Here is a 25,390-nt window from a genome sequence, read left to right on the forward strand (position 1 = left end):
ATCAGACGGTTTTATTTTTTAGCGACCACCATTGCCCGGCCCGGAATCGAGAGATACGTTTTCACTTTCGAAAGGCTTAGACCCGCAGCGGTCTGCCAAGATTGAATTTCGCGGACGGAATAATTCCCGGCGGTGCTGGTTAAACCGTAAAACAGATCCATGCTGCTGCCCACCAGACTGGTGCCAACTCCGCCCGATTCTCCGTCGACCTCGGGGCGGATGAACTCGTTGATTATGTAAACGCCCCCCGGTTTCAACGCTTTGGCCACTTTCCGGGCCACCTCCCGGTTTTGTTCATCCGAAAAATGGTGGGCCAGACTAGACATCAGAACGATATCGTAGCGGTTTTCGCCGAAATCATCCGTCAGGGCATTCCCCACCTGATGCCGGATCCGATCGCCCATGCCGGCCCGCGCCAGCAACGGGGCTGCCTGTTCGATAGCCTGCGGTAAATCCAGAATAATGGCCTGAAGATCAGGGATTCTTCGGCATAGCGCGACCGCGTGCTGCCCGTGCGAGCCTCCAATGTCGAGCATGAGAGTAGCGGTTTTGGGGACCGGCGCTTTCCGCCCGAACTCTTTGGCTTCCGTGCCGGTTGCAGCCAGCATTGCCTGCTGGTAATACGCCCATTGCTGGGTGGTCAGGTGATCGTGGTACTGAATGCCTTCGCCGGTTTGCAGGTAATTGCCCAGTTGATCGAGCCACGGCCAGACCACCCGGTTATTGAACAGCATCATTCCGAAAACCGACTCGTCGTTGTTTTTCAGCAGCCAGCGACTGCTGAGCCGGGTCAACGTATAACGCCCCCCGCGATACCGGAAATATCCTAAAACCGTCAGCAGACCCAGCAGTTCCCCCAGGGCTTTCGGGTGCAACCGGCAATCGGTGGCAATTTCGTCAACCGTCTGTTTTCCACGCTGTACGGCTTCAAAAACGCCCTTATCGGCTGCTTCGAGCACCGCTTTCCCGACAATCGGAAAAATCTGGGCGTGCAGAAGTGGCAGCGGTACCAGATTGATTTTGAGCGCAATCCATTCCAGCAGGTTTTCAGGCGTAACGGTCAGTCGCATGCGGGTATTAAAATTTATTCTTAATAATTTTCAACGTATATTCGTCGTTACATATAACTGAATTTGACCGATTCAGGCTGAAACAAGTAGTATTTATTTTAGGGCATGAGTAAAGTACAGGATTTTATTGATTCGGGAATCTTGGATGAGTATTGTCTTGGACTTCTTCTGCCCGAAGAGATTCAGGAGGTTGAGCGCATGGCCGGTTTGCATCCGGCCGTTCAGCAAGCGATTAATAAACGGTTTCAGCAATTTAAAGTTCCTGAAGATCAATCCATTTCGCCGGACGATGGACTGAAAAACCGCATTCTTGCCCAACTTGGCGAATCCCCGGTTTTTGATTTAAACCGCCTTCCGCTCATCAACACCTATTCCGACAGTGACCAGTGGCAGCGAACCATTGCGTCGATTCTGCCCACCCGCGATTTTCGGAATCTGTATGTGCATCCGCTCCGGGAAAAGGACGGTATTATTCAATTTATTCTCTGGGTAAAAATCGAAGTACAACCCGAAGATCACCACGACGAACGCGAAAGTTTCCTGATTCTGGAAGGTGAATGCGAATGCCGGATCGGTGGCGAAACCGTCCGGCTTTCGGCGGGTGACTATGTGGATATTCCGCTGGATGTGGAGCATACGGTCCGGGTGCTGTCGCCCGAGCCGGTGAAAGCAATTGTTCAGCGCGTGAAACTAACGATGTAACCTGTTTTAGAATTTATGAACTTCCCCGCCCAATATTGGATCGATGCGTACCGGATGCAGGCGCATCCCGAAGGCGGTTTTTTTGCCGAAACCTACCGATCCGCCGAGATAATACCGCATGACGCGTTGCCCGACCGGTTTTCCGGCAATCGGAGTTTCAGCACCGGGATTTACTTTTTGCTGGAAAACCACCATGTCTCGGCTTTCCACCGGATTCAGGCCGACGAAATGTGGCATTTTTACACCGGTGGCCCGCTAAATGTATACGTCATTCATCCGTCGGGCGAGTTGGAAATCATTCGGTTGGGCAACGATCCGACCCGGGGCGAAGTGTTTCAGGCGGTGGTGCCGGCCGGATGCTGGTTTGGCTCGAAGCCAGCCGCAGAATCGGTTTATTCGCTGGTGGGTTGCACCGTGGCGCCGGGGTTCGATTTTGCAGATTTTGAACTGGCAACCCGCGCGGACTTAGTGGAAGCATATCCGCAGCACCGGGAAGTGATCGAGCTACTGACCCATTAATCAGCGACTTACTGAAACTTTACTTCGCCAAATTTTGAGGTGACGCGCACTTTCGTGGCTGTGCCTTTGCCTACTTTTCCGCTGTACTGTTTGGTCATTTTGGGGCCGCGACTATCGTCGTCGCTGGGCTGGGCGCTCATCATGATCCGGCCATCGGAAGGGTATTTAAAACCGCCGTAGCTGACCGTCACGTCGAAATTATAGTCATTGACATCGGCCATCGGCAACACCACCGACGAGTAACTGGCCTGAATATCAACGTTATCAACGGATTTATTCAACTGATCGATTTTAAAACCGCCCGAGAAATCCAGCTTGATGTTACAGGATTGTTTAACGGTGCCGATTTTGGCTCCCGAATACCCAATTTTTCCGTCCAGCCGACCTACTTCGCCGATCCACATTCCGCCGAACTGGTTGTTCAGGTTGATGTTCTTGGCCTTTTCCAGCTGAAGTTTGGAATACTGAATGTTCAGTTTTCCGTCTTCCATTTCGTGAATATCGGCTTTTCCGAAGCGCACATCCACATCGACCTGATTGCCGTTCAGTTCGGTCGTCGAGAAATTACCGTATTGCTGGTTAATGGTTAATGGCGCGCTAAAGGTTGGGATGGTGGTGTTGCCGAACGAATTTTTGACGGCCAGTGCATTGGTTTTCGGCATAGATACCTGATAATCAATCTGAACGTAGTTCTTCTCGCCGTCTTTGTTGCGGTTCATGATCCAGTTTCCACCAAAACCGCTCTTGTCGATAATGGTTTTCAGGACAATCTGGTCGCCATTGCGTTTTTCGCTGATTTCAACGGCATCGAGGTATTTCTGAACGCGTTCATCAGAGCTGGAACTCGCTTTGATCGTGATATCTACCCGGATTTCATCGCGGTTCCAAACATCAATATTAACGTTACCGAATTGATTTTCAATCATTAAGTGGTCTTTAGACGTTACGTCGTAAACCTTGACGATGGTCTTTTTCCGCTCACTCTGGACTTCATTGTCGGCGGTGACGATGCCGACGGTTAATGTACTGATGAACAGAAAATTAAACAGGAATTTTATTCTTTTCATTGCTTTGTTGCTTAATACGTTGAATAATCATCAACTGCTGGTTGAGCAAGTCGATCTGGGTTTTCAGGTTCTCAACCATCGCCTGAATCAATATTTCCTGATTGGGCGTTTTCGGAAGTTCCTGTTTCAAACTCTGATAGGTTTTTTCCAGCCGATCGAAATCAGACGCAAACTGTTGATACAGAGCCGGATCGTTTTCCGTTACGGTTTTTAGTTCGCCCCGCTTATCCTCAATCAGGCGGGTATATTGCTGGACGGTTCGGGCATACGTTGGGTTAAAAGCCACCACATCGGGCTGTTCCGTTACGCCGTACTGATGATTGAAATACCAGAAACCGCCCAGACCAACAATCAGCGCAATGGACGCGGCAATCTGCCAGACCATTCGGCGGGAGGTCGAAAAGCCCGATCCCAATGGTCGTTGCCACAACGGACGTTCTTTGTGTCCGAGTCCTTTCTCCAAATCTTTCCACAAATCCGCTCTCGGCTCAAAAACATCGAAATCTTCCCGGTTGTCCCGGACAAATCGTTCTAATTTGTCTTTCATCATCTTCATTGAGTGAATTCGCGATTGAGCGGATGAGTGAATATCACTCAATCACTCATTCGCTCAATCACAATTTATTTTAACATCTCCAAAAGCCGCTTTTTGGCCCGCATGTACTGCGTTCGGGAAGTGGTTTCGCTGATGCCCAGCACGGCTCCGATTTCCTCATGATCATAGCCTTCGAACAAATACAGCGATAAAACCACCCGATAGCCTTCCGGCAGTCCCTGCATGGTTTGGCGCACCCGGTCCACTTCCAGCTGGATACCCTCCTCATCGTACGGTTCCGTATCGGCCACATCCAGGCCGTCCTCTTCGCCCAGGTGCTGCGAGTCGAAATCGACCCACTGCAAACCGGAACGGCTTTTACGGCTCCGAAGGTGGTTAATAGCCCGATTGACCACGATTTGCTTCAGCCACGCGCCAAACGTCGATTGATTCCGGAACGAATGGAGGTTATTGAAGGCATCTAAAAAGGCTTCCTGCAACACATCCTCGGCCTCCGCTACGTGGTTCAGGATGCGCATACAGACGTTAAACATGGCTTTTGAATAATGCTTATACAACTCGTATTGAGCACGTCTTTCACCTTGCTTACACCTTTCTACGAGTTCGACATGTCGGTCTATATACAACTTTGTTTCCAAGCGGCCTGAGGAATCGGATGCGGCTGATTTTCTTCTCAATGACACGGCGATCTATAGCAACGTTGCACAAGTTATTATTTTTTTTCACGGACTTGTACTAAAACCGGCATACAGGCCGTTTTTGGGAAATTTCATGTGAAAATAGGCCCCGGTTAGTCCCGCAAAAATGCGTCCAGATGCACCCCGTATCAACAGAAAAAGAGTCGATCATCGAAACGACCGACTCCTTCATCATAATTGGTTTCGAAAAACCGCCATTCGTATGGTTTATAAATTCGGCTGCGGGGTGGTCCGCAGGTACGGTTTGACGATTTTGACGCCCTTCGGAAACTTTTTGATCGCATCTTCGGTGCTCACGGCCGGCACCACAATGCAGTCCTCGCCGGTTTGCCAGTCGGCGGGCGTCGCAACCTGGTAGTTTGCCGTTAACTGCAACGAGTCGATGACGCGCAGGATTTCGTTGAAATTGCGACCCGTCGAAGCCGGATACGTCAGCGTCAGCTTGATTTTCTTGTCGGGGCCGATTACAAAGACCGATCGCACGGTCGCCTTCTCGCTGGCGTTCGGATGAATCATGTCGTACAGTTCCGCCACTTTGCGGTCTGGATCCGCAATCATCGGAAAATTGACGGTAGTCTGTTGCGTTTCGTTGATGTCTTTGATCCACTCGGTATGCGACTCCAGCGGATCGACGCTGACGGCGATGACCTTGACGCCCCGTTTATCAAACTCACTTTTCAGCGAAGCCGTACGCCCTAGTTCCGTGGTGCAGACGGGCGTAAAATCGGCCGGGTGCGAGAAAATCATTCCCCAGGAATTGCCGAGCCATTCGTGGAAGTGGATGGTGCCCTCGGTGGTTTGTGCGGTAAAATCGGGGGCGATGTCGCCTAATCGGAGTGCCATAATAATTGCGTTGGTTTAGTAATCGTTAAAAATGAGTGACCGGTTTTATCTGCTATCGCCCAGATCGATGGGCAGTAGCGAAGATGCTGACAAAATTGGCCGACTCGTCGCAATTCGACTATCAAATTTCTCCCAATGGCTATCAAATTCCGCCCAGAACGCCAGTTCTGACGCAAAAAACCTTCCCAAAAGAACAATTGGATTCTTAAATCGCGGGGTTATTGGAGGAGTTGAGTAAGGCTGCTTTCAAATTAAAAAACCGGACAGTAAGCGTTCACTGTCCGGTTTTTTAATGAAGAAGGAAAATCAGGCAAACGCCAGAATCGTCTGCTCAATGATGTCGCAGGCTTCGTGCATTTGCTCTTCCGTAATCACCAGCGGTGGAGCAAAACGGATTTTGTCGCCGTGGGTCGGTTTACAAAGCAATCCTTTATCTTTCAGCCGCAGGCAGATTTCCCAGGATGTTTTTTCGCCGTAAGCCGGATGCTCACCGATCACAATGGCGTTCAGCAGCCCTTTGCCGCGCACCAGTTTTACCATTCCGGTTTTGGCAATCAGGGCATTCATTCGATCGCGAAACACCTCGCCCATCGCAGCCGCATTTTCGGCCAGTTTTTCATCCTCAACCACGCGCAGCGCTTCCATTGTAACGGCACAGGCCAGCGGATTGCCGCCGTACGTAGATCCGTGTTCGCCCGGTTTGATGGTCAGCATCACCTCATCGCTCGCCAGAACGGCCGAAACCGGCATCGTGCCGCCGGATAAGGCTTTCCCCAAAACGAGCAGATCCGGTTTGACGCCTTCGTGGTCGCAGGCCAGCCGTTTGCCCGTCCGGCCGATACCGGTTTGCACTTCGTCGGCAATGAACAACACGTTGTATTGGGTACACAACGCCCGAACGCCTTTCAGGTATCCTTCGTCGGGCACTACTACGCCCGCTTCACCCTGAATCGGTTCCACCATAAAACCGGCAACGTTGGGTTCCCGGCGGAAAATAGCCTCCAGCGCATTCAAGTCATTATACGGAATGAGCAGGTAACCCGGCAACAAGGGCCCGTAGTCATTCGTACTTTCCGGATCGGTGGAGGATGAAATAGCGGCCAGGGTCCGGCCCCAGAAATTACCGGTTGCATACACGGTTTTTGCCTGGTTTTGCGGAATGCCCTTTACTTTATAGGCCCATTTCCGGGTCAGTTTTAGCGCGGTTTCGCCCCCTTCTGCGCCCGAATTCATGAGCAGCACCTTGTCATACCCAAAATACTCACACAAGTATTTTTCGCAAACGCCCAGCAGATCCGTGTGGAAAGCACGTGACGTCAGCGTCAGGCGCTGGGCCTGTTTGATGAGCGCGTTGATAATCCGAGGGTGGCAATGTCCCTGACTAACAGCGCTATAGGCCGACAGAAAATCGAAGTATTTCCGGCCTTCCACATCCCAGAGAAAAATACCTTCCCCGCGGTTCAGCACCACCGGAACCGGTTTGTAATTATGCGCGCCGTACTGCCATTCAAGGTCAATTGCCTGTTGAGTCGCCGAAACCGAAGGTAGCGTTTCCATAGTCGTATGAGGGAGGTAGTGGGTAAATTGGCGGCTGATGCGTACTTTTCGGGTAAAGCAGGTTGGTAGCCAATGGCTTCAAAAATACAACTCCTTGCTCAGTTCGACAAACAATGCCTGATACGAATCCCAAAAAGCCCAGAGTCGATGGTCTGGAAGATGAAGATTATTACTTCAACGAACAGGGCTATCTGGTTTTTACGAAAACCTACCACCTCAAGCGCGGCTACTGCTGCAAAAACTGCTGTAAGCATTGCCCCTGGCGGGGAGTTAAAAGGTAAGAATTACGAGTTACAACTTGGCTGACGCATACTTCTGGGGCGCGCTTTTTTTAAAACTCTAAACTCATAACTCTTAACTTTTAACTCTTTAGGGTTGTATTTGAATAAAATATTCCCCAATTTTGCAGGCTCATTCAGAAACAGGTATTGTCATGGCACGAGTTTGTCAAATTACAGGAAAGCGGACGCGGGTTGGTAATAACGTATCACACGCTAACAATAGAACAAAGCGGAAGTTTTATCCCAACTTGCAAAAGAAACGCTTCTTCCTTGAGTCACAGGGTGCATGGATCACACTGAAGGTTGCTACTTCGGCCATGCGGACTATCAACAAGAAAGGTCTTGAAGCCGTCCTGAAAGATGCGCACAGCAAAGGAACGCTGACGGTATAAATCAGGCTATACGGTTTTTGCGGTTTTGCAGGTAATTTTTCCGTTCAGAAAAAATCACCCGTTTCGTAGAAAGCGAAATGCAGGCGAATGAAGTGTAAGTTTTAGCTTGCACGTTTATTCGCCTGCATTTCGCTTTTGTCGTAGAATCAGATCATCCGTTTCAGGGCAAACTGGGCAAAAACAATGTTGCCGTTGCGCCGGACGAGAATAGTGATCTCTTTGCCCTCGCCTTTTTGCAGCATTTTGTAGATTTCGCTCACGTTCAGATCACCGGCGGCCATGTTGTTGATAAACAGCACTTCATCGCCATCTTTCAAACCGGAGCGACTGGCTGGCGAATCGTCGATTACCTTCTCGATGTAATAATTCCGGAAATTGTCCCCCCGCGCTTTCAGCTCCAAACCGCTCATGTCGTGCTCGAACGATTGTTTCAGAATGCGTTTGATGGGTTTCAACACCATGTATTTGTCCTGGTAATTGAACGTCACCCGAAACCGGCGCAGGATTTCACAACCTAAATTGCCGTTGCGCTCGGCGGCATGTTCCGCAATTTTCAAGCCGAAAGATGTACTGTCGGGGAACGACGCGACGACGTTATCCATTTCAAAATTGCCCAGACGGATTTTCTCGATCCGGCCCAGATTACCGTTGATAACGCCACTCAGCCCACGGCCCAGCTGTGCCCGAATCACTTTGTCCGGCAACCGGATGTCGTCGCCATTGCTGCGGTTGATGAGCAGCGCGTGGCCCGCTCCCGTATCAATCACCACCCGAATCGGCAGCGTTTTGCCATTCTCAAGCAGCGCCATCACATCGGTATACGGTTTGGTATCCTGGATGGCAATGGGGTAACGCGTGCCGTGTGACCGGCGATACCGGTAGTTTTTGGGCGTGTTTAAAACGAGTTCTTTTCGTTGAAAATCAATGGTTACCACGAAATTATTGAAGATTTCGTAGCCGAAAATACCGTGAATCGGGACCCCGACGTATTCCGATAATTTAAGAATATCATCGTCCAGAACGACGATGTTCTGGTGCGTAGCCTGCATTTGCCCCATCATCAGCAGGTTGTCGATTGCTACCGACGCCATCAACTGACCGCCTTCGCCCGCGCCCGAAAGTTTCACTTTCCGGGTATACCGCAACGGTTGCCGACGTACTGCCGCCGGATCGGTAACGATAACCGAACTAACGCCCGTATCGAGAATAAAGTGCAAGGTGTCGGAATTATTGATCCTGATCGGAATGATGATCAGATTGGAGTGCAACTGGAAGGGAATTCGGGTTTGCTTGCGGTTATTCGTGATAAAATAACCATATCGTTCGCTCTGCTCGTCGTTGCCCGCTGACACCTCCTGCCAGCAAAGCAATATTCCGAAGAAAATAACAAACAGCTTCATGACCTTTTTTGTGAATACGTAAGAAAGTTACAACTAATTTGTCTAATAACACAATTTTTTTCAATTCGTTGCTTAACAATTCTGATACTTTTTATCTGAATGGAAAATGATGCTGAAAAACCGCTAATTTCGCCCCGCGAGTGGTGGAACACGAAACCGGATACGAAAGTTTATGCACCGGGTTTCTTTTTGTATTTCATTCGTAATCAGGGCTTAAAACCATACACCTATTTACAATGCGGAAGAAAATTGTTGCCGGAAACTGGAAGATGAACAAGACGCTCGACGAGGCCGTCGCGCTGGTGTCGGAAGTGGTCAATATGATTAAAGATGAGGTAACGGGCGATGTTCAGGTGGTGTTGTGTACGCCCTCGCTTTATCTGACAACGCTCAAACCGTATCTGGAAGGTCAGACGCGGGTGGCACTGGGCGCGCAGAATTGCCACGAGAAGGCTTCCGGTGCGTATACGGGCGAAATTTCCGCTCCGATGCTGAAGTCAATCGGGATAAATTACGTCATTCTGGGGCACAGCGAACGGCGGCAGTATTTCGGAGAAACCAACGCGCAACTGGCTGAGAAAGTGAACAGTGCGCTGGCCAACGGTTTAACGCCCATTTTCTGCTGTGGCGAGTCGCTGGAGCAACGCCAGAGCGGTATTCATTTTGATTTTGTGCGGACGCAGTTGACGGAAAGCCTGTTCCATCTCTCGCCCGAGCAGTTTGCCAACATCGTTATCGCCTACGAACCCATCTGGGCAATCGGTACGGGCTTAACGGCTTCGTCGGAACAGGCGCAGGAAATGCACGCAGCGTTACGCGCGCATTTAGCCGAAAAATATGGTCAGGAAGTAGCCGACAACACGTCTATCCTATACGGCGGTAGCGCCAACGAGAAAAATGCTGCCGAACTCTTCGCCCAACCCGATGTCGACGGCGGTCTGATCGGTGGTGCCTCCCTGAAATCGCGGGAATTCACCATTGTAGTTAAGAGTTAAAAAGTAATGATGAATTATGGATGATGAACGATGTGTGGCTTGTGCATCAATTCATCGTTCATCATCCATAATTCATCATTGCATTAACTCTTCTTCCTCCATTTCCAGACCGAAAAGCCGATCCAGGCTAAAGAGCTTCGGTTATCTCCCTTTTTGCTGAAGATTCGTCCCATGTCGCTGAAACCGAGGGTAATCGGTCCGAGCCGGGTCGACATGCCGACGGCCACCCGGCTGTCGGGGCCGATGATGGAAATGGGGAGACCAAATTCAACGTCTTCATCTTCAAACCGGGGCGTGATGATCAGCATATTCGGCATCTGAACCAGGGCCGCCGACGATAGGTTTTTCATCAGCAAACCGTTGACGTAAAACGACGGCGCCAGCCGCATATCGGCTTCCAGATGCAGCATCCGCGAAAGCGCCACTTTGCCGGGCGAATACGTTTGCGGTTTCGTATCGGCTTTGGTCGTCAGGTAATCCGTGGGAGCATCACCAAATTTCTCCAGTTCCTCCTGCTGAAAAGTGAGCGGTCCGTTTCCGCTGACCGACTTTCCCGCCGGATAAGTGATGCTGCCGCCGTTCATCAAAGCCGCCGATAACCGGAGCCAGTACGCCGGACGCGGGTCTTTCATCGGGGTTTCCGAATTATAGCCCCGCCCGGTGGTTCGGCGGCCGATTTCGTACGTCGCTCCCAGATCAAACCCCCAGCCACTGCCGTAGGTACTCGAAAAAACCGAACCCAGGCTGAAATCCTTGCGGGGTGTGGTTTGGCTCAAACCGTAGTCCAGGTTGGTAATGTCCAGCGTTTTTTCCGTGTCACCGTTGACCTGGCGAATGGCGTAATTGCCCCGCGCGTTGAAAAGAGTCATTTGGGCGCCCACAATCCGCCGGACGGTTGCCCCGATATTCAGCCGGTGCCATTGTCCGTCGAAAACCTGCAAACCGTACGTCAGGCCGACTTCGCCGTAACTGTTGTGCGCCAGATTGAGATCAAAAGCGCCCGATGAGGGTTGCAAGTTTTTATAAAAGAGCCGGTTTCGGTAGGCTTCCGTTAAATTTTCGGGCAATGACGAACCATAAAGGAAACTTCTCATCCGCGTGTGCAGGGCAATGGTCTGGTTTCCGTCAATATTGAGCAACACCGACGGCCCCAGAATTTCGGAATACGAGGTGGTTTTGGGGGCATCGGTAATGGAACCCAGCGTCCGGAGGGGTAAGCTAAGCCCCTGACTGTAGGGAAGTTGAATGGATTGAAAAAAGCCCTTCGATACATACTTCGTATACAAAGAATTGACGGAAGAGGTGCCGGTAACGGCAATGACCTGAAATTTGTACCGCGAACCGGCAATCGACGACGGATTCTGGAGCATCCGGTGAATACCGCCGTAATTACTGCTGACCAAACCCGGCTGATATTGGGCCCAAACCGTCAGGGAGCCTGAACCCACCAAACCGGTCAGGACTAAACGCAAAAAATTGTTCTTCATTTATTTATCGTTGATTCATTGTGCTTCCCGCGTGCAAATTTCCGGCGGCATCGATTCGCAATTGTTCGTCGGCCAGCATCTGCCGGATGACGTCGCCGAGCCGTTCGGTATTCAGATTCAATTGGTCGGCCAACTGGCGGGGCGCAAGGCCTTTTCCGTCGGTGGCGTCGAGGTATTCAATAATTCGCTGCCGGATTTGACCAAGATCCGGCGAATGCTGACTCAAACAATGGTCGCAGATACCGCAGGCGTCGCCCGGTTCTTCGCCGAAATAGGCCTGCAACAACCGCGTCCGGCACTGCACCGGGTTTTGAACGTAATCGACCATTGCCCGCACCTTGGCCAGATCGCGCTGCTTGCGCTGCTCCAGTTCCATGACGTTAATGGGCAAATTCCGCGCGTCGAAACGCGGGGTCAGAAACGTCAGCTGCGGTTTATCTTTTTGTTTTTCATACACCAGAATCGACCGTTGCGACAGTTGTTCGAGTAACGAAAACACCTCATTTTCCGGTATCCGGGCGGTTTTAGCAATCGAACTTTCTGCAATGCTGACGAAATTGGTAAACAATTCACCGCCGTACATCCGCAGCAGCAGTTTCAGGAACGAGTCGTAATGCGGATTCATCACCTGAAATTCGTACAAGGCCCGGTTATCTACCCCAATCAACACTTTCGACGGGCTGAAATAGGCTTCGCTTAACTCGATAAACCCTTCCAGCTGCAACTGTTTCAGCGCGTAATGCGTATCGGTAACCGGTAATTGAAACGCCTGACAAAAAGCCGTCAGATCGAAATCGAAGTCCGCAAACTCCCCTCCACCGACCGCAATATTGGCGTGATTGGCCAGGGCCTGATACACCCGTTTGAGCGTTTCGACCGGCTGGTATTGCTGAATCACCCGCTGTTCGATGTCGTCCAGGTCTTTGTGGTTATACAGCAAAACCGCATACGCTTTTTTCTCATCGCGGCCCGCCCGCCCGGCTTCCTGGTAATACGCTTCCAGGCTATCGGGCACATCGAGGTGAACCACCGTCCGGACGTCGGGCTTATCGATTCCCATTCCAAAGGCGTTGGTAGCCACAATCACCCGAATACGGTTATGAATCCAGGCGTCCTGCTTATCCGAGCGTTGTTTGGCCGTTAAACCGGCGTGGTAATAATCGGCGCGGATGCTCTGGTGGTGCAGCCACTCGGCCACTTCCTGGGTTTGCCGCCGACTGCGCACGTACACAATCGCCGAGCCCGGAACGCCCTGCAACACTTTCAGCAACCGGGCTTCCTTATTCTCTTCGTAGAACGCAGAATACGATAAATTCTTGCGGGCGAACGTCTGGCGGAACACTTGCGGCTGCCGCATTTCCAGCTTTTCGACGATATCCCGCTGCACTTCGGGCGTGGCCGAGGCCGTCAGCGCGACCACCGGAACGCCCTTCAGCAACTCGCGAAAAGTCGCGATTTGGAGGTATGGAGGGCGAAAATCGTATCCCCAGGCCGAAATACAGTGCGCTTCGTCGACGGCCAGCACACTAATTTTCATCTGCTTGACCCGTTCAATCAATAATTCGGTTTGGAGCCGCTCGGGCGAAACATAGAGAAATTTGACGTTGCCGTAAATGCAGTTGTCGAGCGCCCGGTCGATTTCCCGCCAGTGCATGCCCGAAAAAATGGCCACCGCCGGAATACCGCGTCGCCGTAATTGCTCGACCTGATCTTTCATCAGGGCAATCAGGGGCGTGATAACGAGGCAAACGCCGTCGATGGCCAGGGCCGGAAGCTGGAAACAAAGCGACTTGCCGCCACCGGTTGGCAACAGCACGAGTGTATCGTGCCGACCAAGTACGGAGCGAATGATATCCTCCTGCAGGGGCCGGAACGACTCGTACCCCCAGAATTGTTTAAGAATTTGGTGGATGGTCATAACCGACAGTAAAGATAAATCAATCCAAAATTAGTTTACGCTTGTAGCCGAACTTTCGCGCGACGACTCAGGGGTTATCAGACGAACCGTTTGCTTACAACCAATCAACAACCATGATCACGAAAGTCATTAAAACCGACGAAGAATGGCGTCAGCAGCTGACGCCCGAACAATACCGGGTGACGCGCCAGAAAGGAACCGAGCGGGCCTTTACGGGGGAATATTGCGAGAGCCACGACCCCGGCATTTACCAGTGCGTTTGCTGCGGCACCGACCTGTTCGAATCCAAACAAAAGTTTGATTCCGGTACCGGCTGGCCCAGTTTTACGGACCCGATCGACCCGGAGTTGATCACGCTGGAAAAAGACTACAGCTACGGCATGGTGCGGGTGGAGGTGATGTGTGCGGTTTGTGACGCGCACCTCGGCCACGTTTTCAACGACGGTCCCCGGCCTTCGGGCATGCGCTACTGCCTCAATTCGGTGGCTCTAAAACTAAAACCCGAATAAGTTTTTTGGTAAAACCGCCCGGATCGCATCGATTCGGGCGGTTTTCTGTTATCTCATTCCAAAAAACCGTATTTTGGGGTATGAGATCATTCTATCCCCTGTGCCTTTTTTTACTCCTGACCGGCTGCGCTACGTACCGCCCCCTCCAGCGCGAACTCCATCAGAACCCTCAACTCGCCGACCACGCCATCGGTTTTGCGCTTTACGACTGGGAAAAACAGAAAATGGTCGTTCAGCACAACGCCAGCCACTATTTTACGCCCGCATCCAACACCAAACTCTTCAGTTTTTACGCCGGATTGGTCACACTGGGCGATTCGATCCCGGCTTTGCGTTACCTGACCCGCGCGGATTCGTTGATTTTCTGGGGAACCGGCGACCCCTTGCTGTTGAACCAGAACCAGCCCGACACTGCGGTTTTGCGGTTTTTGCGGAATCGGCCCGAAAAACTGATTTTTTCACCGGCTAATTTCAGCGGCCCACGCATGGGGCCCGGCTGGGCCTGGGATGATTTCAACGACGATTATTCCGCCGAAGTAGTGCCGCTGCCGATCTACGGTAATTTTGTGCGGTTTATCTCGCCCGACCGCGTGGCGCGTCTGGACGTCGAACCCCGGTTTTTTCGGGATAGCGTGACGAAGGTTTCGTTGCGGAAGTTTTCGAGAAGTGTTCAGCGTGACGAGCACAGCAACCGCTTCGACCGGCCCGCAGCCATTCGCCCGTTTATGCAGGATGTTCCGTTTCGCTGGTCGCCCGAACTGGCCGCGCGCTTACTGGCCGACACACTACACCGGGCGGTTTCCACGGCCGACATCCGGTTCGATCGCTCGGCCAAAACGCTCTACAGCCAGCCCGTTGATTCGCTTTACAAACGCATGTTACAGGTCAGCGACAACACCCTGGCCGAACACCTGATGCTGCTCTGCTCGTCGATGCAGGACACGCTCAACACCTCGGTCGGTATTGAAACTATGTTGAAAAAACACCTGGCCGACTTGCCGGATAAGCCTAATTGGGTCGATGGGTCGGGCTTATCGCGGTATAATCTGGTCACGCCCCGTTCCATGATCGGGTTGTTGCAGAAAATATACCGGAAGGTGCCGCAGGAGCGGTTGTTTCAGTTGCTGGCCGTTGGCGGCTCGACAGGGACGATTCAGCGGGTCTACAAAGCTGATCGGCCGTTTGTGTTTGCCAAATCCGGTTCGATGACCGGCGTTTATAATCTGAGCGGTTATTTAATCACAAAAAAAGGAAAGTTGCTGTTGTTCAGTATCATGAATAACAATTTTGCCGGATCGGTTTCGGACATGCGAAATAGGACGGCAGCTTTTCTGACGAAAATTTACCAGAAGTATTGAGGGGACGGCAACCACTCCTGAAAAAGTCTGAAGGACTTTACGATGGATAACCCCGAACCAGGTTCGGGGACATATCGAAACGGCAAGCGCCTGCATCAACCCCGGTAGGGGTTGACTGTCTGCGGGTTAAGTCAACCCCTACCGGGGTTGGGATGGCAGCTGTGATTTCCCGGCCCCGAACCGAGTTCGGGGTTATCAATAGTCAAGCCCTTCGGGCTTACCAACAGGGGGATCTTCTGGTTAATTAAAAACTGTATTTTTCTTCAAAGAACCGGGTTTTTTCTGTTGAAAACCACTGGGTGGGAAACTACCTTTGTATACCAGATCGCGAAGTCATTTTGGTTGCTTATCGCGGTTCGGAACCCCACCGGTTTTTACCTTTTGCACATGCAGGAAGATTTGAATCTTGAACGATTGCGCCAGAAAATCACGACGGTTTCCGGGGCGGAACTGATTCGATTGCAGTCGTTCCTGGAAAGCGAAATTCAGCGAAGAAAACAGATTCTCAGCGAAATTCCCGCCATTACGCTGGACCAGATACCGCTCCGGGTGCAGACCCGAATGACGTTTTATTCCATCGTTCGACGTCGGAAAATCTGCAACCTGGCCGAGGTGGGCCGGTTGACGCTGATGGAAACGCTGGCAATCCTGAAACCGGCCGATATGCAGAGCATGAAAAGCCTGAATCAGAAGGCGTATAACGAACTGGTTGGCGAGCTGGGCAAGCTAAAAATTCCGCATGAATCCATTGCGCTCTGGGACCTGAAAATGATTGATGGCAAGCCGGTTATTGCCATACCCGTGCAAATTGCGGGCTCCACTGAACCCACTGCCAAACGGGATCACGCGGACAAATTGTAAGTCAGCCAGCGAATGGTATAAACGAATAACGAAAGCCGTCGGGGCGCATCAGTAGTTGGTGCGCCCCGACGGCTTTTTAGAGGATAAGTTTTTACTGTACAGTACTTTCCGACTACTTCCTAAATCTCACTGCATGGACCTTTTTCAGATTAAAAAAGCCCCGACGGTTTACGACGCCATCGTTGTCGGGTCGGGCGCGGGGGGCGGTATGGCGGCCTACATGCTGACCAAAGCCGGAGCGAAAGTGCTGCTGCTCGAAGCCGGTGGCTATTTTGACCCCGCCGACCCGAAGTACATGACGCAGCTCAAATGGCCGTACGAATCGCCCCGGCGCGGGGCCAGCACCACACGGGCGGGTGGCGATTTCGACGCGGCCTGGGGCGGCTGGGAAATCGAGGGTGAACCGTATTCTTCCAAACCGGGTGGCGATTTCTTCTGGTTCCGCTCCCGGATGCTGGGCGGACGGACGAACCACTGGGGCCGGATTTCGATGCGGTTTGGCCCCGACGATTTCCGGCGGAAAACCTTATCCGGTATCGGCGACGACTGGCCGATTACCTACGACGACATGAAACCGTTCTACGACCGCGTCGATAAACTGATCGGGGTGTTTGGATCGGTCGAAAATATGCACAACGAGCCGGATGGTCATTTTCTGCCGCCACCGAAGCCGCGTTTGCACGAGCTGATGCTCAAAAAAGCCGCTACCGGTATTGGCATTCCGGTGATTCCGTCGCGCTTATCGATTCTGACTCAGCCGATTAATAAAGAACGCGGGCAGTGTTTTTACTGCCGACAGTGCAACCGGGGCTGTTCGGCCTACGCCGATTTCTCGTCGTCGTCGGTGTTGTGTATTCCGGCCGTGAAAACCGGGAATCTGACGCTGCAAAACAACGCGATGGTGCGCGAAGTGCTGACCGACGCCAAAACCGGTCTGGCAACGGGCGTTTCCTACGTCGATACGATCAGCATGCAGGAAATGTCGGTGTACGCCAAAACCGTCATTCTCGGTGCCAGTACCTGCGAATCGGCGCGGCTGCTGCTGAACTCCAAATCGGCCCGCTTCCCGAACGGTCTCGCCAATTCGAGTGGCGTGGTCGGCAAATACCTGAATGATTCGACGGGGGCGTCGCGCTCCGGTTTTGTGCCCGCGCTGATGGACCGCAAACGCTACAACGAAGACGGCGTGGGCGGCATGCACGTCTTTACGCCCTGGTGGCTCGACAACAGCAAACTCGATTTCCCGCGTGGCTACCACATCGAATACGGGGGCGGTATGGGCATGCCGGGCTACGGTTTTGGGGGCGGTATCGAAAACCTGAACGGGAAAATTCCCGGCCGTGACGGCAAAATGAAACCCGCCGGAGGCTACGGAGCCGGTTTGAAAGACGACATGCGCCGGTTTTACGGGGCTTACGTCAGCATGTCGGGCCGGGGCGAACCGATTCCGCTGGAAAGCAATTACTGCGAAATTGACCCGAACACGGTCGATAAATACGGGATTCCGACGCTGCGGTTTCACTACAAATGGTCGGATAACGAAATCAAGCAGGCGAAACACATGCAGGATACGTTTGAGCAGATCATCGAAGCGATGGGCGGAATGCCGATGGGCAACAAACCCGGCAAAGAGCAGAACTACGGCCTGGCCGCTCCCGGCCGGATCATCCACGAAGTAGGTACGGTCCGGATGGGCAACGACCCTGGCAAGTCGGCGCTGAACAAGTTTCAGCAGGCCCACGACGTCAAAAACCTGTTCGTGGTCGATGCCGCCCCGTTCGTAACGCAGGGCGACAAAAACGTCACCTGGACCATCCTGGCCGCGTCCATGCGCACCTCGGAGTACTTGATCGATCAGGTGAAGAAGAAGAATATTTGATAGCGTTTGAATTGAATTATGTTTCCGGTCGCATAGCGACCAAATGTTTGTAGAAAAAGGGCCCAATAGCAAAGTCTCATGGTCGCGTAGCGATCAGACCGATTGCCTTTGATGTTTGGTCGCTACGCGACCACGAAATCTGGCAGGTATTCTGGGCTACAAACATTAAGTCGCTACGCGACCGTTATCCTCATTCCGTTCTTTCTTAAAGATTAAAAACATGAAACGCAGAGATACATTAAAGGCAATTTCGGTCGCGTCATTGGGTATGGCGGTTGGACCGGTCGAAGCGGCTGTTCCGGAGCCACCGGATACCAAGCCCGCGGTTAAACTCCTGCCCGGGCGGCAGAAATTTGAGGCCGAACGTGATGCTAAATTGCTCGCATCGGAGAAGTTTTTTACTCCGGCGGAATTGCAAACCGTCACCATTTTAGGCGATATCATCATTCCGGCGGACGCCAAATCGGGGAGTGCGTCGCAGGCGGGGGTACCGGCTTTTATTGATTTTATGATGCGCGACCAACCCCGGAGTCAGACGCCGATGCGCGGGGGCTTGCGCTGGCTGGATACCAAGTGCGTCAGCCGCTACGGAAATCTGTTTGCGAAATGCACCAAAGAGCAGCAAATCGATATGGTGGAGCAGATTGCCTACCCCGGCAAAAAAGTCCCGTCGGACCTAACGCAGGGCGTCGCATTCTTTACCATGATGCGCAATTTTGTCATGGGCGGTTTTTACACCAGCAAAATGGGCATCGACGATCTGGGCTACGTCGGCAACACACCGAATAAATGGGAAGGTGTGCCGGAAGATGTGCTGAAACAGTACGGGCTGAGCTACGACGAGCCAAAGAAATAAGGCGGTATTGTGTACAGCGGGCCGCTACGAAAACCGGTTTTGTAGCGGCCCGTTGTGGTTTTTAATAGAATGAATGGTTGTGCAAAACGGTTATTTGTCCGTCAAAGTCTCCCTTAACTTCTCTGCCAATTTTTTAAACCGGGCTAACGCTTTTTCGGAATTCCGTTTCTTATCGAATTTGATGAGCAAATTGCCGGGGGACGATTTAATGTAAAAAATCGTCTTATCATTCAGCGTCATCGTGGCGTCGATTTGCGCATTCTTGAAAGAAGCATCCCCGCTTCTGGTCAAATACTCGTCGAGATAGCTTTGTACTTTTCGGGTTTTATCCGGATCGTAGGTCGCTGATATCTGGTACGAATCATCCGATTCTCTCACACTGAAGGACGTGCGATCCGATTTTGGCGCAACAACGGCCTTCGTAATGCTGACCAGGCTGACAAAAAGGCAAAATGCCAGTAGAAAATGGGGTGCTTTCATGGTATTGTTGTTTTTAAATGAGAACTACTCTCTTTTTGCGATAATAATCTAGTTTGCATTGCAAGGTACATGGTTATGCCTCATTAAAGAGCAACTTTTTACGTATGGCTAAATAGTTGGATGAAAGGAAAATAGAAAAACCGCTTAGCGGTTCGAATCCAGCAACCGGCGGTGGTAATTGATCTGGCCGAGGTGATAGGTTAAATGGGTGGTCAGGTGAGTCAGGAAGTATTCGGTGGAGGTTTTTTCTTCAAATACCAGCATCGGATAGTCTTCCAGAAGCTGCTCTTCGGTCATTTGATCCAGGGAGCGCAGGACAACGGCTAGCGTATCGTCGACTTTCTGAAGCAGTTCGCTGCGGGGAACGTCGCGGAGCCAAAATTCGAGTTCGCGGTTTCTGATGTAACCTGACTGGCCCAAAACCGCTCCAATGTACGTATTCAGATTACCCACCAGATGCAGGCAGAGATTCCCTGCCGGATTGGTGATTCCCGGTGCGGCCACCCAGAGCTTTTCTTCGTTCCGGTACAGCTCAATTTCACGTCTCAGTTTTTGGAGATCGCGCGCAAACAGGGATTTCAGGGTTTGTAGCATTACAGAAGCGGTTTTCGTCAGCGATTCAATCGCCTGACCAGCAAAAACAACGGATAACTCAGAATGATAAAACCAACGGCGTAGGCGCTGCTGTAGAGGTCGCTGTAAATAACGCCCACCAGAAACGCCAGCGAAGCCACCAGCATCAGCCAGGTCGTTACGGGATAACCCCAGGCCAGAACCGGGCGGGTCAAATCCGGAGCGGTTTTCCGCAGGCGAATCAGCGAGGCAAAAGCCGCTGCGTAACAAAGTACAAAAAAGAAAGAGGCCACATCCGACAGTTTGTTGTACGTGCCGGTGATAATCATCAGAATCGACATGCCGACGGTTAGAAACATGGCCGGGCCGGGCGTTCCGCCGGTGTTGACGCGGGTAAAATACCGGGAGAACAGGCCGTCGCGGCTGATGGCGAACAACACCCGCGGGTTGAACATGATCTGGGCGTTGATAATGCCCATGATCGAAATCATGAGCAGCAGCGTGACCACCTTCGCGCTGGCGGGGCCGTACAGCGCCTGAATGGCATCGGCGGCCGGAAGTTTCGATTTCGCCAGTTGTTCGATGGGCAGCACGTGAAACAGCGCCAGATTGACCAGCAGATAAATCGCAATGATCAGCAGAACGCCGATCATCATCGAACGCGGCAGGTTTTTGTTGGGATTAATGTCTTCTTCAGTGAAATAAGCCGCCGTGTGCCAGCCGTCGTAGGTGTAAAAAACCGATTGCAAAGCCGCCAGAATCCCGACCAGCAACGAACCCTGAATGGGAAGGGTATTATCCGCAGAAAATTGCAGCGGTTTGTCGGTCGTATACACAAAACAGACGATCACAAACGCCAGTAAACCAAGGGCTTTGATGAAACTCATGACTTCCTGCGCCTTGCTGGCCAACCGGACTCCAATCAGGTGAAAAGCCGTAAAAGCCAGCAGAATGCCAATCGCCATCAACTTAATATACGCTGAAAGATCCGGGATCAGCAACGCGATGTATTCGCCCATGACAGCCGCCCCGAACGCCATAGCCGCAATGCTGCCCAGCCAGCTACTAATGCCGATCAGAAAACCGACGTAATCGCCAAATGCCCGGCGCGCAAATACGTACCAGGCCCCGGCTTTCGGGATCATCGTGCCCAATTCGATCACCTGGAGCGAACCGATCAGGGCGTAAACGCCCACCAGCGCCCAAACCAGCAGCGCGAGCGAGGGCTGTCCCAGTTCCTGCGCAATCGTCCCCGGTCGGCGGAGAATGCCGGTGCCGATGGTGCCACCAATGGTGACGGCAACGCCGAAGCCGACGCCCAAAAGGCGAAGTAGTTGGGAAGAGCGGTTTGATTCAGTGGGTGTCATGCTACAATAATAGACTTTTTCGCCAAAAACCGGCTATTTTTACAGCTTGATTTGATGGAAATGATCACGAATCCGTTTTGGCTGGTCTTTTTTGGTGGCGGTTTGGGTAGCGTGGCGCGGTATGGCGTCAGTCGGTACGTACAACCGTTGTTGAAAACGACCTATCCAGCGTCTACGCTCCTTGTCAACGTCGTTGCCAGCCTGATTCTGGGTTTTCTGGTTGGCTGGCTGACCGCCCGGGCCTCGGGTCGCGAGACCTACCGGCTTCTGATCGGCGTCGGTTTTTGTGGCGGTTTCAGCACCTTTTCGACCTTCAGCACCGATACGCTGTTTTTGATGCAAACCGGTCGCTGGTGGGCGGCTGCGTCGAATGTGGTCCTGAATGTGATGCTGTGTTTACTGGCCTCACTGGCCGGTTTGTACCTCGGTCGGCCCTGAATTTTTAGTGGGATTTAAGATAATCAACTTCATACCATGCTGAAATCTGCTACATCCCTCACCATCTTTGTATTTAATTTGTTGCTAATGACCACTGCATACAGCCAGGACCTGGCCTTTTCCCGGGACTTATTCGATACCTACGACACCTACCGCGAAACCGCGCTTACGCACCGGCGGTTTAAACAAACCGATATTCTGCCGCTGATCGACAAACTGAAAACCGATGGCCGGTTTGAGGTCACGAAAGTGGGCGAATCGGTGGAAAAACGGCCCGTTCAGCTGATTAAAGTCGGAAACGGCCCGCGCAAGGTGTTGCTGTGGTCGCAGATGCATGGGGACGAGCCCTCGGCCACGATGGCAATTTTCGATATTTTCAATCTGCTCCGCGCCGACGGTTCGTTCGACGATTTCAAGAAACAGCTGCTGGCCGAAACGACGCTCTATTTCGTGCCGATGCTGAATCCCGACGGCGCCGAGCGGTATCAGCGCCGGAATGCGCTGGACATCGATCTGAACCGTGATGCGCAGCGGCTGCAATCGCCGGAGTCGGTGATTCTGAAAGGCTTACAGCAATCACTGAAACCGCTGGTCGGCTTTAATCTGCACGACCAGAACACCCGGTACAGCGCCGGTCCGACGCCCAAACAAGCCACCATCTCGTTTCTGGCGACGGCTTTTGACCAGGCCCGGAGCATCAATTCCGTGCGGGAGCGTTCGATGCAACTGATTGTAGGCATGAACCGGGTGCTGCAGCAGTTTATTCCGGGTGGCGTCGGGCGGTTTTCCGACGAATTCGAGCCGCGGGCGTTCGGCGACAACATCCAGAAATGGGGCACAACGCTGGTTCTAATCGAATCGGGCGGTTATCCGAACGATCCCGAAAAACAGTTTATCCGCAAGCTGAATTACGTCGCCATTCTCTCATCGCTGAAAGCCATCGCGACGGATTCTTACCAGGCGGAATCCCGCTCGGAATACAACACCATTCCGGAAAATGAGCGCTATCTGTTCGATGTGCTGGTGCGGAACGCACAGATGATGCGGGGCGGAAAACCGGTAACGGTCGATATTGGCATCAACCGCTACGAAGTCAATGTCGGCAATGCGGCCACGTTCGGGTATCGCAGTACGATCGAGGATTTTGGCGATTTGTCGACGTTTTTCGGCATCGAGGAAGTCGACGCAACCGGTTTGACGGTTTCGCCGGGCCTGATTCATGCCGATACGCTGCGTTCGCTGGCCGATCTGACTAAATACAGGCTGGATTCGCTGCTGCAGCAAGGCGTCACCACGTTCCGGCTGGCAGCACCCTCGCGGGCAACGACGCATGCGGCACCGGTTCACCTGCTTCAACCCACCACTTCCGCCGTCCGACCCGTGCAAACCGGCCGGATTCCGACTTTCCTGCTGCGCCGGGGCAATCAGTTGCGGTACGTATTCATCAACGGTTTCTGGCTGGATGTCAGCAGCGGTTCGAACAAATTGGGAACGGGTGTTGTGGAGTAATTTTTAATCGGCGCCATTCCATTTACCCGATGCTGCGGGCGGTTTTAGGTGAAAAATGCAGTGAAAGCGGTTTGATCAACGGTTCTGGGGGGGCGGATATAAAAGCCGTAGGGCGTTGAAAACCGCCTGGTGCGTAATGGTGGCGTGGTCTTCCTGGGGCAGATAATCGAAATGAATGAGTACGGTTTTGCTTTCCGTCCGGTTTAATTTCTCGACCAGCAGGTTGGCGTCGACTTCCATCACATGCGGAATGTCGCCGGGCGTCAATCCCTCTTTTCCGACCCCGATATAAACACCGGTTTTTTGGATGAATGTTTTTTGTAACAAGTCGGATTTCTGGTTCAACAGCGAGCCGTTGTCCCACCATAAACTGGGGCTGATAATGATATACCGGTTAAATAAAGTCGGTTTTTTTAGCAAAATTTCGGTTGCCAATAACCCGCCCAGCGACTGCCCAATGAGGGTTTTGGCCGCGCTGGTTTTGTATTTCGTTTGAATATACGGCTGCAATTCCTTCTCCAGGAAACGAATAAACCGGGCCGACTGACCCGCTGTGGTGAATTTTCTGGCGTCTTTTTCAATCGTGGTCGGAAACGTAAAATCCCGTCGCCGATCCACATTCGCAATGCCCACAATGATGGATTTTGGCACCCGGTTTATCCACGGAAACGTGTTGAACTGGTACAAACCGACGATGTGAATAAAGTCCTCATCAGCCGAACCGTCCAGCAAATAAACCACCGGATATTTCGTCGTATCGGCCGGATTATAACCCGGTGGCAGATAGATATTCAGGATCCGGTTTTCGGCCAGTTCAACGGATTTTAGCTCATCGACGACGCCGAGAACAAACGGTTTATTGCTCTGGCCGAAAACCAGCGTTGTGATGAAAGTCAGGATGAAAAGAAGAGCGTTTGCTTTCATTTTGGTCACGTGGAGTTTATAAATTTAAACACCGGTTTTGTCAGGTCAAAAGGATAGGGATTACAAGTAGACACTTAGATACAAGAGAAAAAACAATATTAACGCATTCATTTTAAGGAGGTTATTCTCTTTTCTATTCTCTTTTTTCTTTAGTCTAACGATACAAAAATTCCCCCTAGATCCGAAAATCGAATTTAGGGGGAATTAGCAGAAATCCGTATTTGTTGCGCTCTTTTCAGGCGGCCAGTAATTCATCTAACTGCTCCAGACCCTGTGTGAAGCCTTCCTGGAAGCCCATTTCGAGAAACTTCTCCATATCCGCCATTTTAGGATAATTTATTTCAATGGAAACGGTTGTTCTTTGATCCCTCTCGCTGAAGGTGTTCGACCAGTTCGAGGTTGGAAAGTCCGGGTTGACAACGCCATTTTCGTCGCAGAACGCGTCCTGACCGCTAAAATTTTTCTCAGGGGTGATGGATTCGTAATTAAACAGCGACCAGTGTTCGGTTCCGTCCGGCCCAACCATCGAATAAAGCCAGGTGCCGCCTTCTGTAAAATCCTGCGATTTGGTTTTGGCCTTCCACGGTTTGGGTGCCCACCACTGGTCGAGGATCTGACTTTCGGTAAAAGCCGACCAAACTTTCGAAACTGGCGCGGCAAACTCCCGTTCGACTAAAACTTTGCTGTTTTCCTTGTCAACGACAAAATTCATTACGAGGTTACTTTTCATTTTTATTTGTGTTTAAGGTAAGCAATACGTTGTCTACATCCCTTCTCATTCACCAAATCTCCTTTATTTGCAACCGAATGATTGCAAATATACGCGCAACTATTCGGTTGCGCAAATTTTTTTAACGCTTATTTTAGAGACTTCTAAATTTTATAATTTTCCTTTTCCGCTTTGCCCCCAACCCCCTAAAGGGGGCTTTAATCGGCATTTCAAAGCCCCCTTTAAGGGATTGGGGGCAGACCGAAGAAAGGGAAAATCTGAATTTTAGACAGTCACTTATAGACCATCTGAATTTTACTTTTCTTAACTCCAACCCCTTAAAAACTGTCAAAATTTTAGAATTTTCCTTATTTGAATCCGCCCCCAACCCCCTGAAGGCCGGGCGGCCGGTGCCGGGCTTTAATTGGCGTGCTAAAGCCCG

At 51.7% G+C, this 25,390-nt stretch carries 27 protein-coding genes; 12 read left to right on the plus strand and 15 right to left on the minus strand.

Features of this window, described 5'->3' with window-relative positions:
• Positions 1–11: 11 nt before the first annotated feature.
• Positions 12–1,070 (minus strand): class I SAM-dependent methyltransferase, encoded by a 1,059-nt coding sequence (locus GJJ30_RS31760; RefSeq protein ID WP_154179353.1) that lies wholly within the window; start codon positions 1,068–1,070, stop codon positions 12–14.
• Positions 1,071–1,175: 105 nt separating this feature from the next.
• Here GJJ30_RS31760 and GJJ30_RS31765 point away from each other — a divergent pair, with 105 nt between their 5' ends.
• Together GJJ30_RS31765 and GJJ30_RS31770 are read left to right on the plus strand one after the other, a co-directional pair.
• Positions 1,176–1,772, plus strand: coding sequence for a cupin domain-containing protein (locus GJJ30_RS31765; protein WP_170299320.1), 597 nt, complete (start codon positions 1,176–1,178; stop codon positions 1,770–1,772).
• A gap of 15 nt (positions 1,773–1,787) precedes the next feature.
• Positions 1,788–2,291, plus strand: coding sequence for a cupin domain-containing protein (locus GJJ30_RS31770; protein WP_154179355.1), 504 nt, complete (start codon positions 1,788–1,790; stop codon positions 2,289–2,291).
• An 8-nt stretch (positions 2,292–2,299) separates the two neighbouring features.
• Here the strand turns inward: GJJ30_RS31770 and GJJ30_RS31775 are convergent, their stop codons facing one another.
• The 5 genes from GJJ30_RS31775 to rocD all read right to left on the minus strand — a co-directional run bounded on the left by GJJ30_RS31775 (position 2,300) and on the right by rocD (position 7,012).
• Positions 2,300–3,358 (minus strand): hypothetical protein, encoded by a 1,059-nt coding sequence (locus tag GJJ30_RS31775; protein WP_229313587.1) that lies wholly within the window; start codon positions 3,356–3,358, stop codon positions 2,300–2,302.
• Positions 3,333–3,914, minus strand: a complete 582-nt coding sequence (locus GJJ30_RS31780) for a hypothetical protein (RefSeq protein ID WP_310588444.1) — start codon at positions 3,912–3,914, stop codon at positions 3,333–3,335. The genes GJJ30_RS31775 and GJJ30_RS31780 overlap by 26 nt, the downstream gene beginning before the upstream one ends.
• 65 nt (positions 3,915–3,979) lie before the next feature.
• A complete protein-coding gene (locus tag GJJ30_RS31785; RefSeq protein WP_124873625.1) occupies positions 3,980–4,552 on the minus strand; it encodes an RNA polymerase sigma factor in 573 nt (190 codons plus the stop codon).
• Between the two features lie 267 nt (positions 4,553–4,819).
• On the minus strand, positions 4,820–5,455 hold the full coding sequence (locus tag GJJ30_RS31790; protein ID WP_154179357.1) for a peroxiredoxin: 636 nt from the start codon (positions 5,453–5,455) through the stop codon (positions 4,820–4,822).
• Between the two features lie 306 nt (positions 5,456–5,761).
• Positions 5,762–7,012 carry an ornithine--oxo-acid transaminase gene (gene rocD, locus GJJ30_RS31795; protein WP_154179359.1) on the minus strand — a complete coding sequence of 417 codons (1,251 nt, stop codon included), beginning with the start codon at positions 7,010–7,012 and terminating at the stop codon, positions 5,762–5,764.
• Between the two features lie 113 nt (positions 7,013–7,125).
• On the opposite strand from rocD, the gene GJJ30_RS32135 reads away from it, so the two are divergent.
• Together GJJ30_RS32135 and rpmB are read left to right on the plus strand one after the other, a co-directional pair.
• A complete protein-coding gene (locus GJJ30_RS32135; RefSeq protein WP_170299321.1) occupies positions 7,126–7,293 on the plus strand; it encodes a DUF5522 domain-containing protein in 168 nt (55 codons plus the stop codon).
• A gap of 152 nt (positions 7,294–7,445) precedes the next feature.
• Positions 7,446–7,685 carry a 50S ribosomal protein L28 gene (gene rpmB / locus GJJ30_RS31800; protein ID WP_154179361.1) on the plus strand — a complete coding sequence of 80 codons (240 nt, stop codon included), beginning with the start codon at positions 7,446–7,448 and terminating at the stop codon, positions 7,683–7,685.
• Positions 7,686–7,831: 146 nt separating this feature from the next.
• Here rpmB and GJJ30_RS31805 read toward each other — a convergent pair whose 3' ends face one another.
• Entirely contained in the window at positions 7,832–9,085 is a 1,254-nt protein-coding gene (locus tag GJJ30_RS31805; protein WP_154179363.1) for an aspartyl protease family protein, read from the minus strand.
• Positions 9,086–9,321: 236 nt separating this feature from the next.
• Between GJJ30_RS31805 and tpiA the strand changes: the two genes are divergently transcribed.
• Positions 9,322–10,080 (plus strand): triose-phosphate isomerase, encoded by a 759-nt coding sequence (tpiA, locus tag GJJ30_RS31810; RefSeq protein WP_154179365.1) that lies wholly within the window; start codon positions 9,322–9,324, stop codon positions 10,078–10,080.
• 83 nt (positions 10,081–10,163) lie between these two features.
• On the opposite strand, the gene GJJ30_RS31815 is transcribed toward tpiA, so the two are convergent.
• Positions 10,164–11,567 (minus strand): DUF5723 family protein, encoded by a 1,404-nt coding sequence (locus GJJ30_RS31815; protein ID WP_154179367.1) that lies wholly within the window; start codon positions 11,565–11,567, stop codon positions 10,164–10,166.
• Positions 11,568–11,571: 4 nt separating this feature from the next.
• Positions 11,572–13,485, minus strand: coding sequence for a RecQ family ATP-dependent DNA helicase (locus GJJ30_RS31820; RefSeq protein ID WP_154179369.1), 1,914 nt, complete (start codon positions 13,483–13,485; stop codon positions 11,572–11,574).
• 113 nt (positions 13,486–13,598) lie between these two features.
• Between GJJ30_RS31820 and msrB the strand changes: the two genes are divergently transcribed.
• From msrB to GJJ30_RS31845, 5 genes are all read left to right on the plus strand, one after another.
• Entirely contained in the window at positions 13,599–13,994 is a 396-nt protein-coding gene (gene msrB, locus GJJ30_RS31825) for a peptide-methionine (R)-S-oxide reductase MsrB (protein ID WP_154179371.1), read from the plus strand.
• Between the two features lie 80 nt (positions 13,995–14,074).
• Entirely contained in the window at positions 14,075–15,352 is a 1,278-nt protein-coding gene (locus GJJ30_RS31830) for a D-alanyl-D-alanine carboxypeptidase/D-alanyl-D-alanine-endopeptidase (RefSeq protein WP_154179373.1), read from the plus strand.
• Between the two features lie 285 nt (positions 15,353–15,637).
• Positions 15,638–16,213: a hypothetical protein gene (locus GJJ30_RS31835; RefSeq protein WP_154179375.1), complete on the plus strand. Its 576-nt coding sequence runs from the start codon at positions 15,638–15,640 to the stop codon at positions 16,211–16,213.
• A gap of 133 nt (positions 16,214–16,346) precedes the next feature.
• A complete protein-coding gene (locus GJJ30_RS31840) occupies positions 16,347–18,092 on the plus strand; it encodes a GMC oxidoreductase (protein ID WP_154179377.1) in 1,746 nt (581 codons plus the stop codon).
• Positions 18,093–18,312: 220 nt separating this feature from the next.
• On the plus strand, positions 18,313–18,948 hold the full coding sequence (locus GJJ30_RS31845) for a gluconate 2-dehydrogenase subunit 3 family protein (protein ID WP_154179379.1): 636 nt from the start codon (positions 18,313–18,315) through the stop codon (positions 18,946–18,948).
• Between the two features lie 90 nt (positions 18,949–19,038).
• Here GJJ30_RS31845 and GJJ30_RS31850 read toward each other — a convergent pair whose 3' ends face one another.
• The 3 genes from GJJ30_RS31850 to GJJ30_RS31860 form a co-directional block, all read right to left on the minus strand.
• Positions 19,039–19,428: a hypothetical protein gene (locus tag GJJ30_RS31850; RefSeq protein ID WP_154179381.1), complete on the minus strand. Its 390-nt coding sequence runs from the start codon at positions 19,426–19,428 to the stop codon at positions 19,039–19,041.
• Between the two features lie 144 nt (positions 19,429–19,572).
• Entirely contained in the window at positions 19,573–20,022 is a 450-nt protein-coding gene (locus tag GJJ30_RS31855; RefSeq protein WP_154179383.1) for a DinB family protein, read from the minus strand.
• 17 nt (positions 20,023–20,039) lie between these two features.
• A complete protein-coding gene (locus GJJ30_RS31860) occupies positions 20,040–21,368 on the minus strand; it encodes an APC family permease (protein ID WP_154179385.1) in 1,329 nt (442 codons plus the stop codon).
• 54 nt (positions 21,369–21,422) lie between these two features.
• Between GJJ30_RS31860 and crcB the strand changes: the two genes are divergently transcribed.
• Both crcB and GJJ30_RS31870 read left to right on the plus strand, forming a co-directional pair.
• Positions 21,423–21,806, plus strand: a complete 384-nt coding sequence (gene crcB / locus GJJ30_RS31865; RefSeq protein WP_154179387.1) for a fluoride efflux transporter CrcB — start codon at positions 21,423–21,425, stop codon at positions 21,804–21,806.
• A gap of 87 nt (positions 21,807–21,893) precedes the next feature.
• On the plus strand, positions 21,894–23,315 hold the full coding sequence (locus tag GJJ30_RS31870; RefSeq protein ID WP_154179389.1) for a M14 family metallopeptidase: 1,422 nt from the start codon (positions 21,894–21,896) through the stop codon (positions 23,313–23,315).
• A 75-nt stretch (positions 23,316–23,390) separates the two neighbouring features.
• Here the strand turns inward: GJJ30_RS31870 and GJJ30_RS31875 are convergent, their stop codons facing one another.
• The 3 genes from GJJ30_RS31875 to GJJ30_RS32240 all read right to left on the minus strand — a co-directional run.
• Positions 23,391–24,239 carry an alpha/beta hydrolase gene (locus GJJ30_RS31875; protein WP_154179391.1) on the minus strand — a complete coding sequence of 283 codons (849 nt, stop codon included), beginning with the start codon at positions 24,237–24,239 and terminating at the stop codon, positions 23,391–23,393.
• 235 nt (positions 24,240–24,474) lie between these two features.
• The gene (locus GJJ30_RS31880; protein WP_154179393.1) at positions 24,475–24,969 is read right to left on the minus strand and encodes an SRPBCC family protein; all 495 of its coding nucleotides are present in this window, start codon (positions 24,967–24,969) and stop codon (positions 24,475–24,477) included.
• A 133-nt stretch (positions 24,970–25,102) separates the two neighbouring features.
• Positions 25,103–25,390: hypothetical protein (locus GJJ30_RS32240; protein ID WP_205880641.1), on the minus strand; the 288-nt coding region annotated here is incomplete at its 5' end.

It is taken from the genome of Larkinella terrae (assembly GCF_009668025.1).
In the GTDB taxonomy this organism is placed as follows: Bacteria; Bacteroidota; Bacteroidia; order Cytophagales; family Spirosomataceae; genus Larkinella; species Larkinella terrae.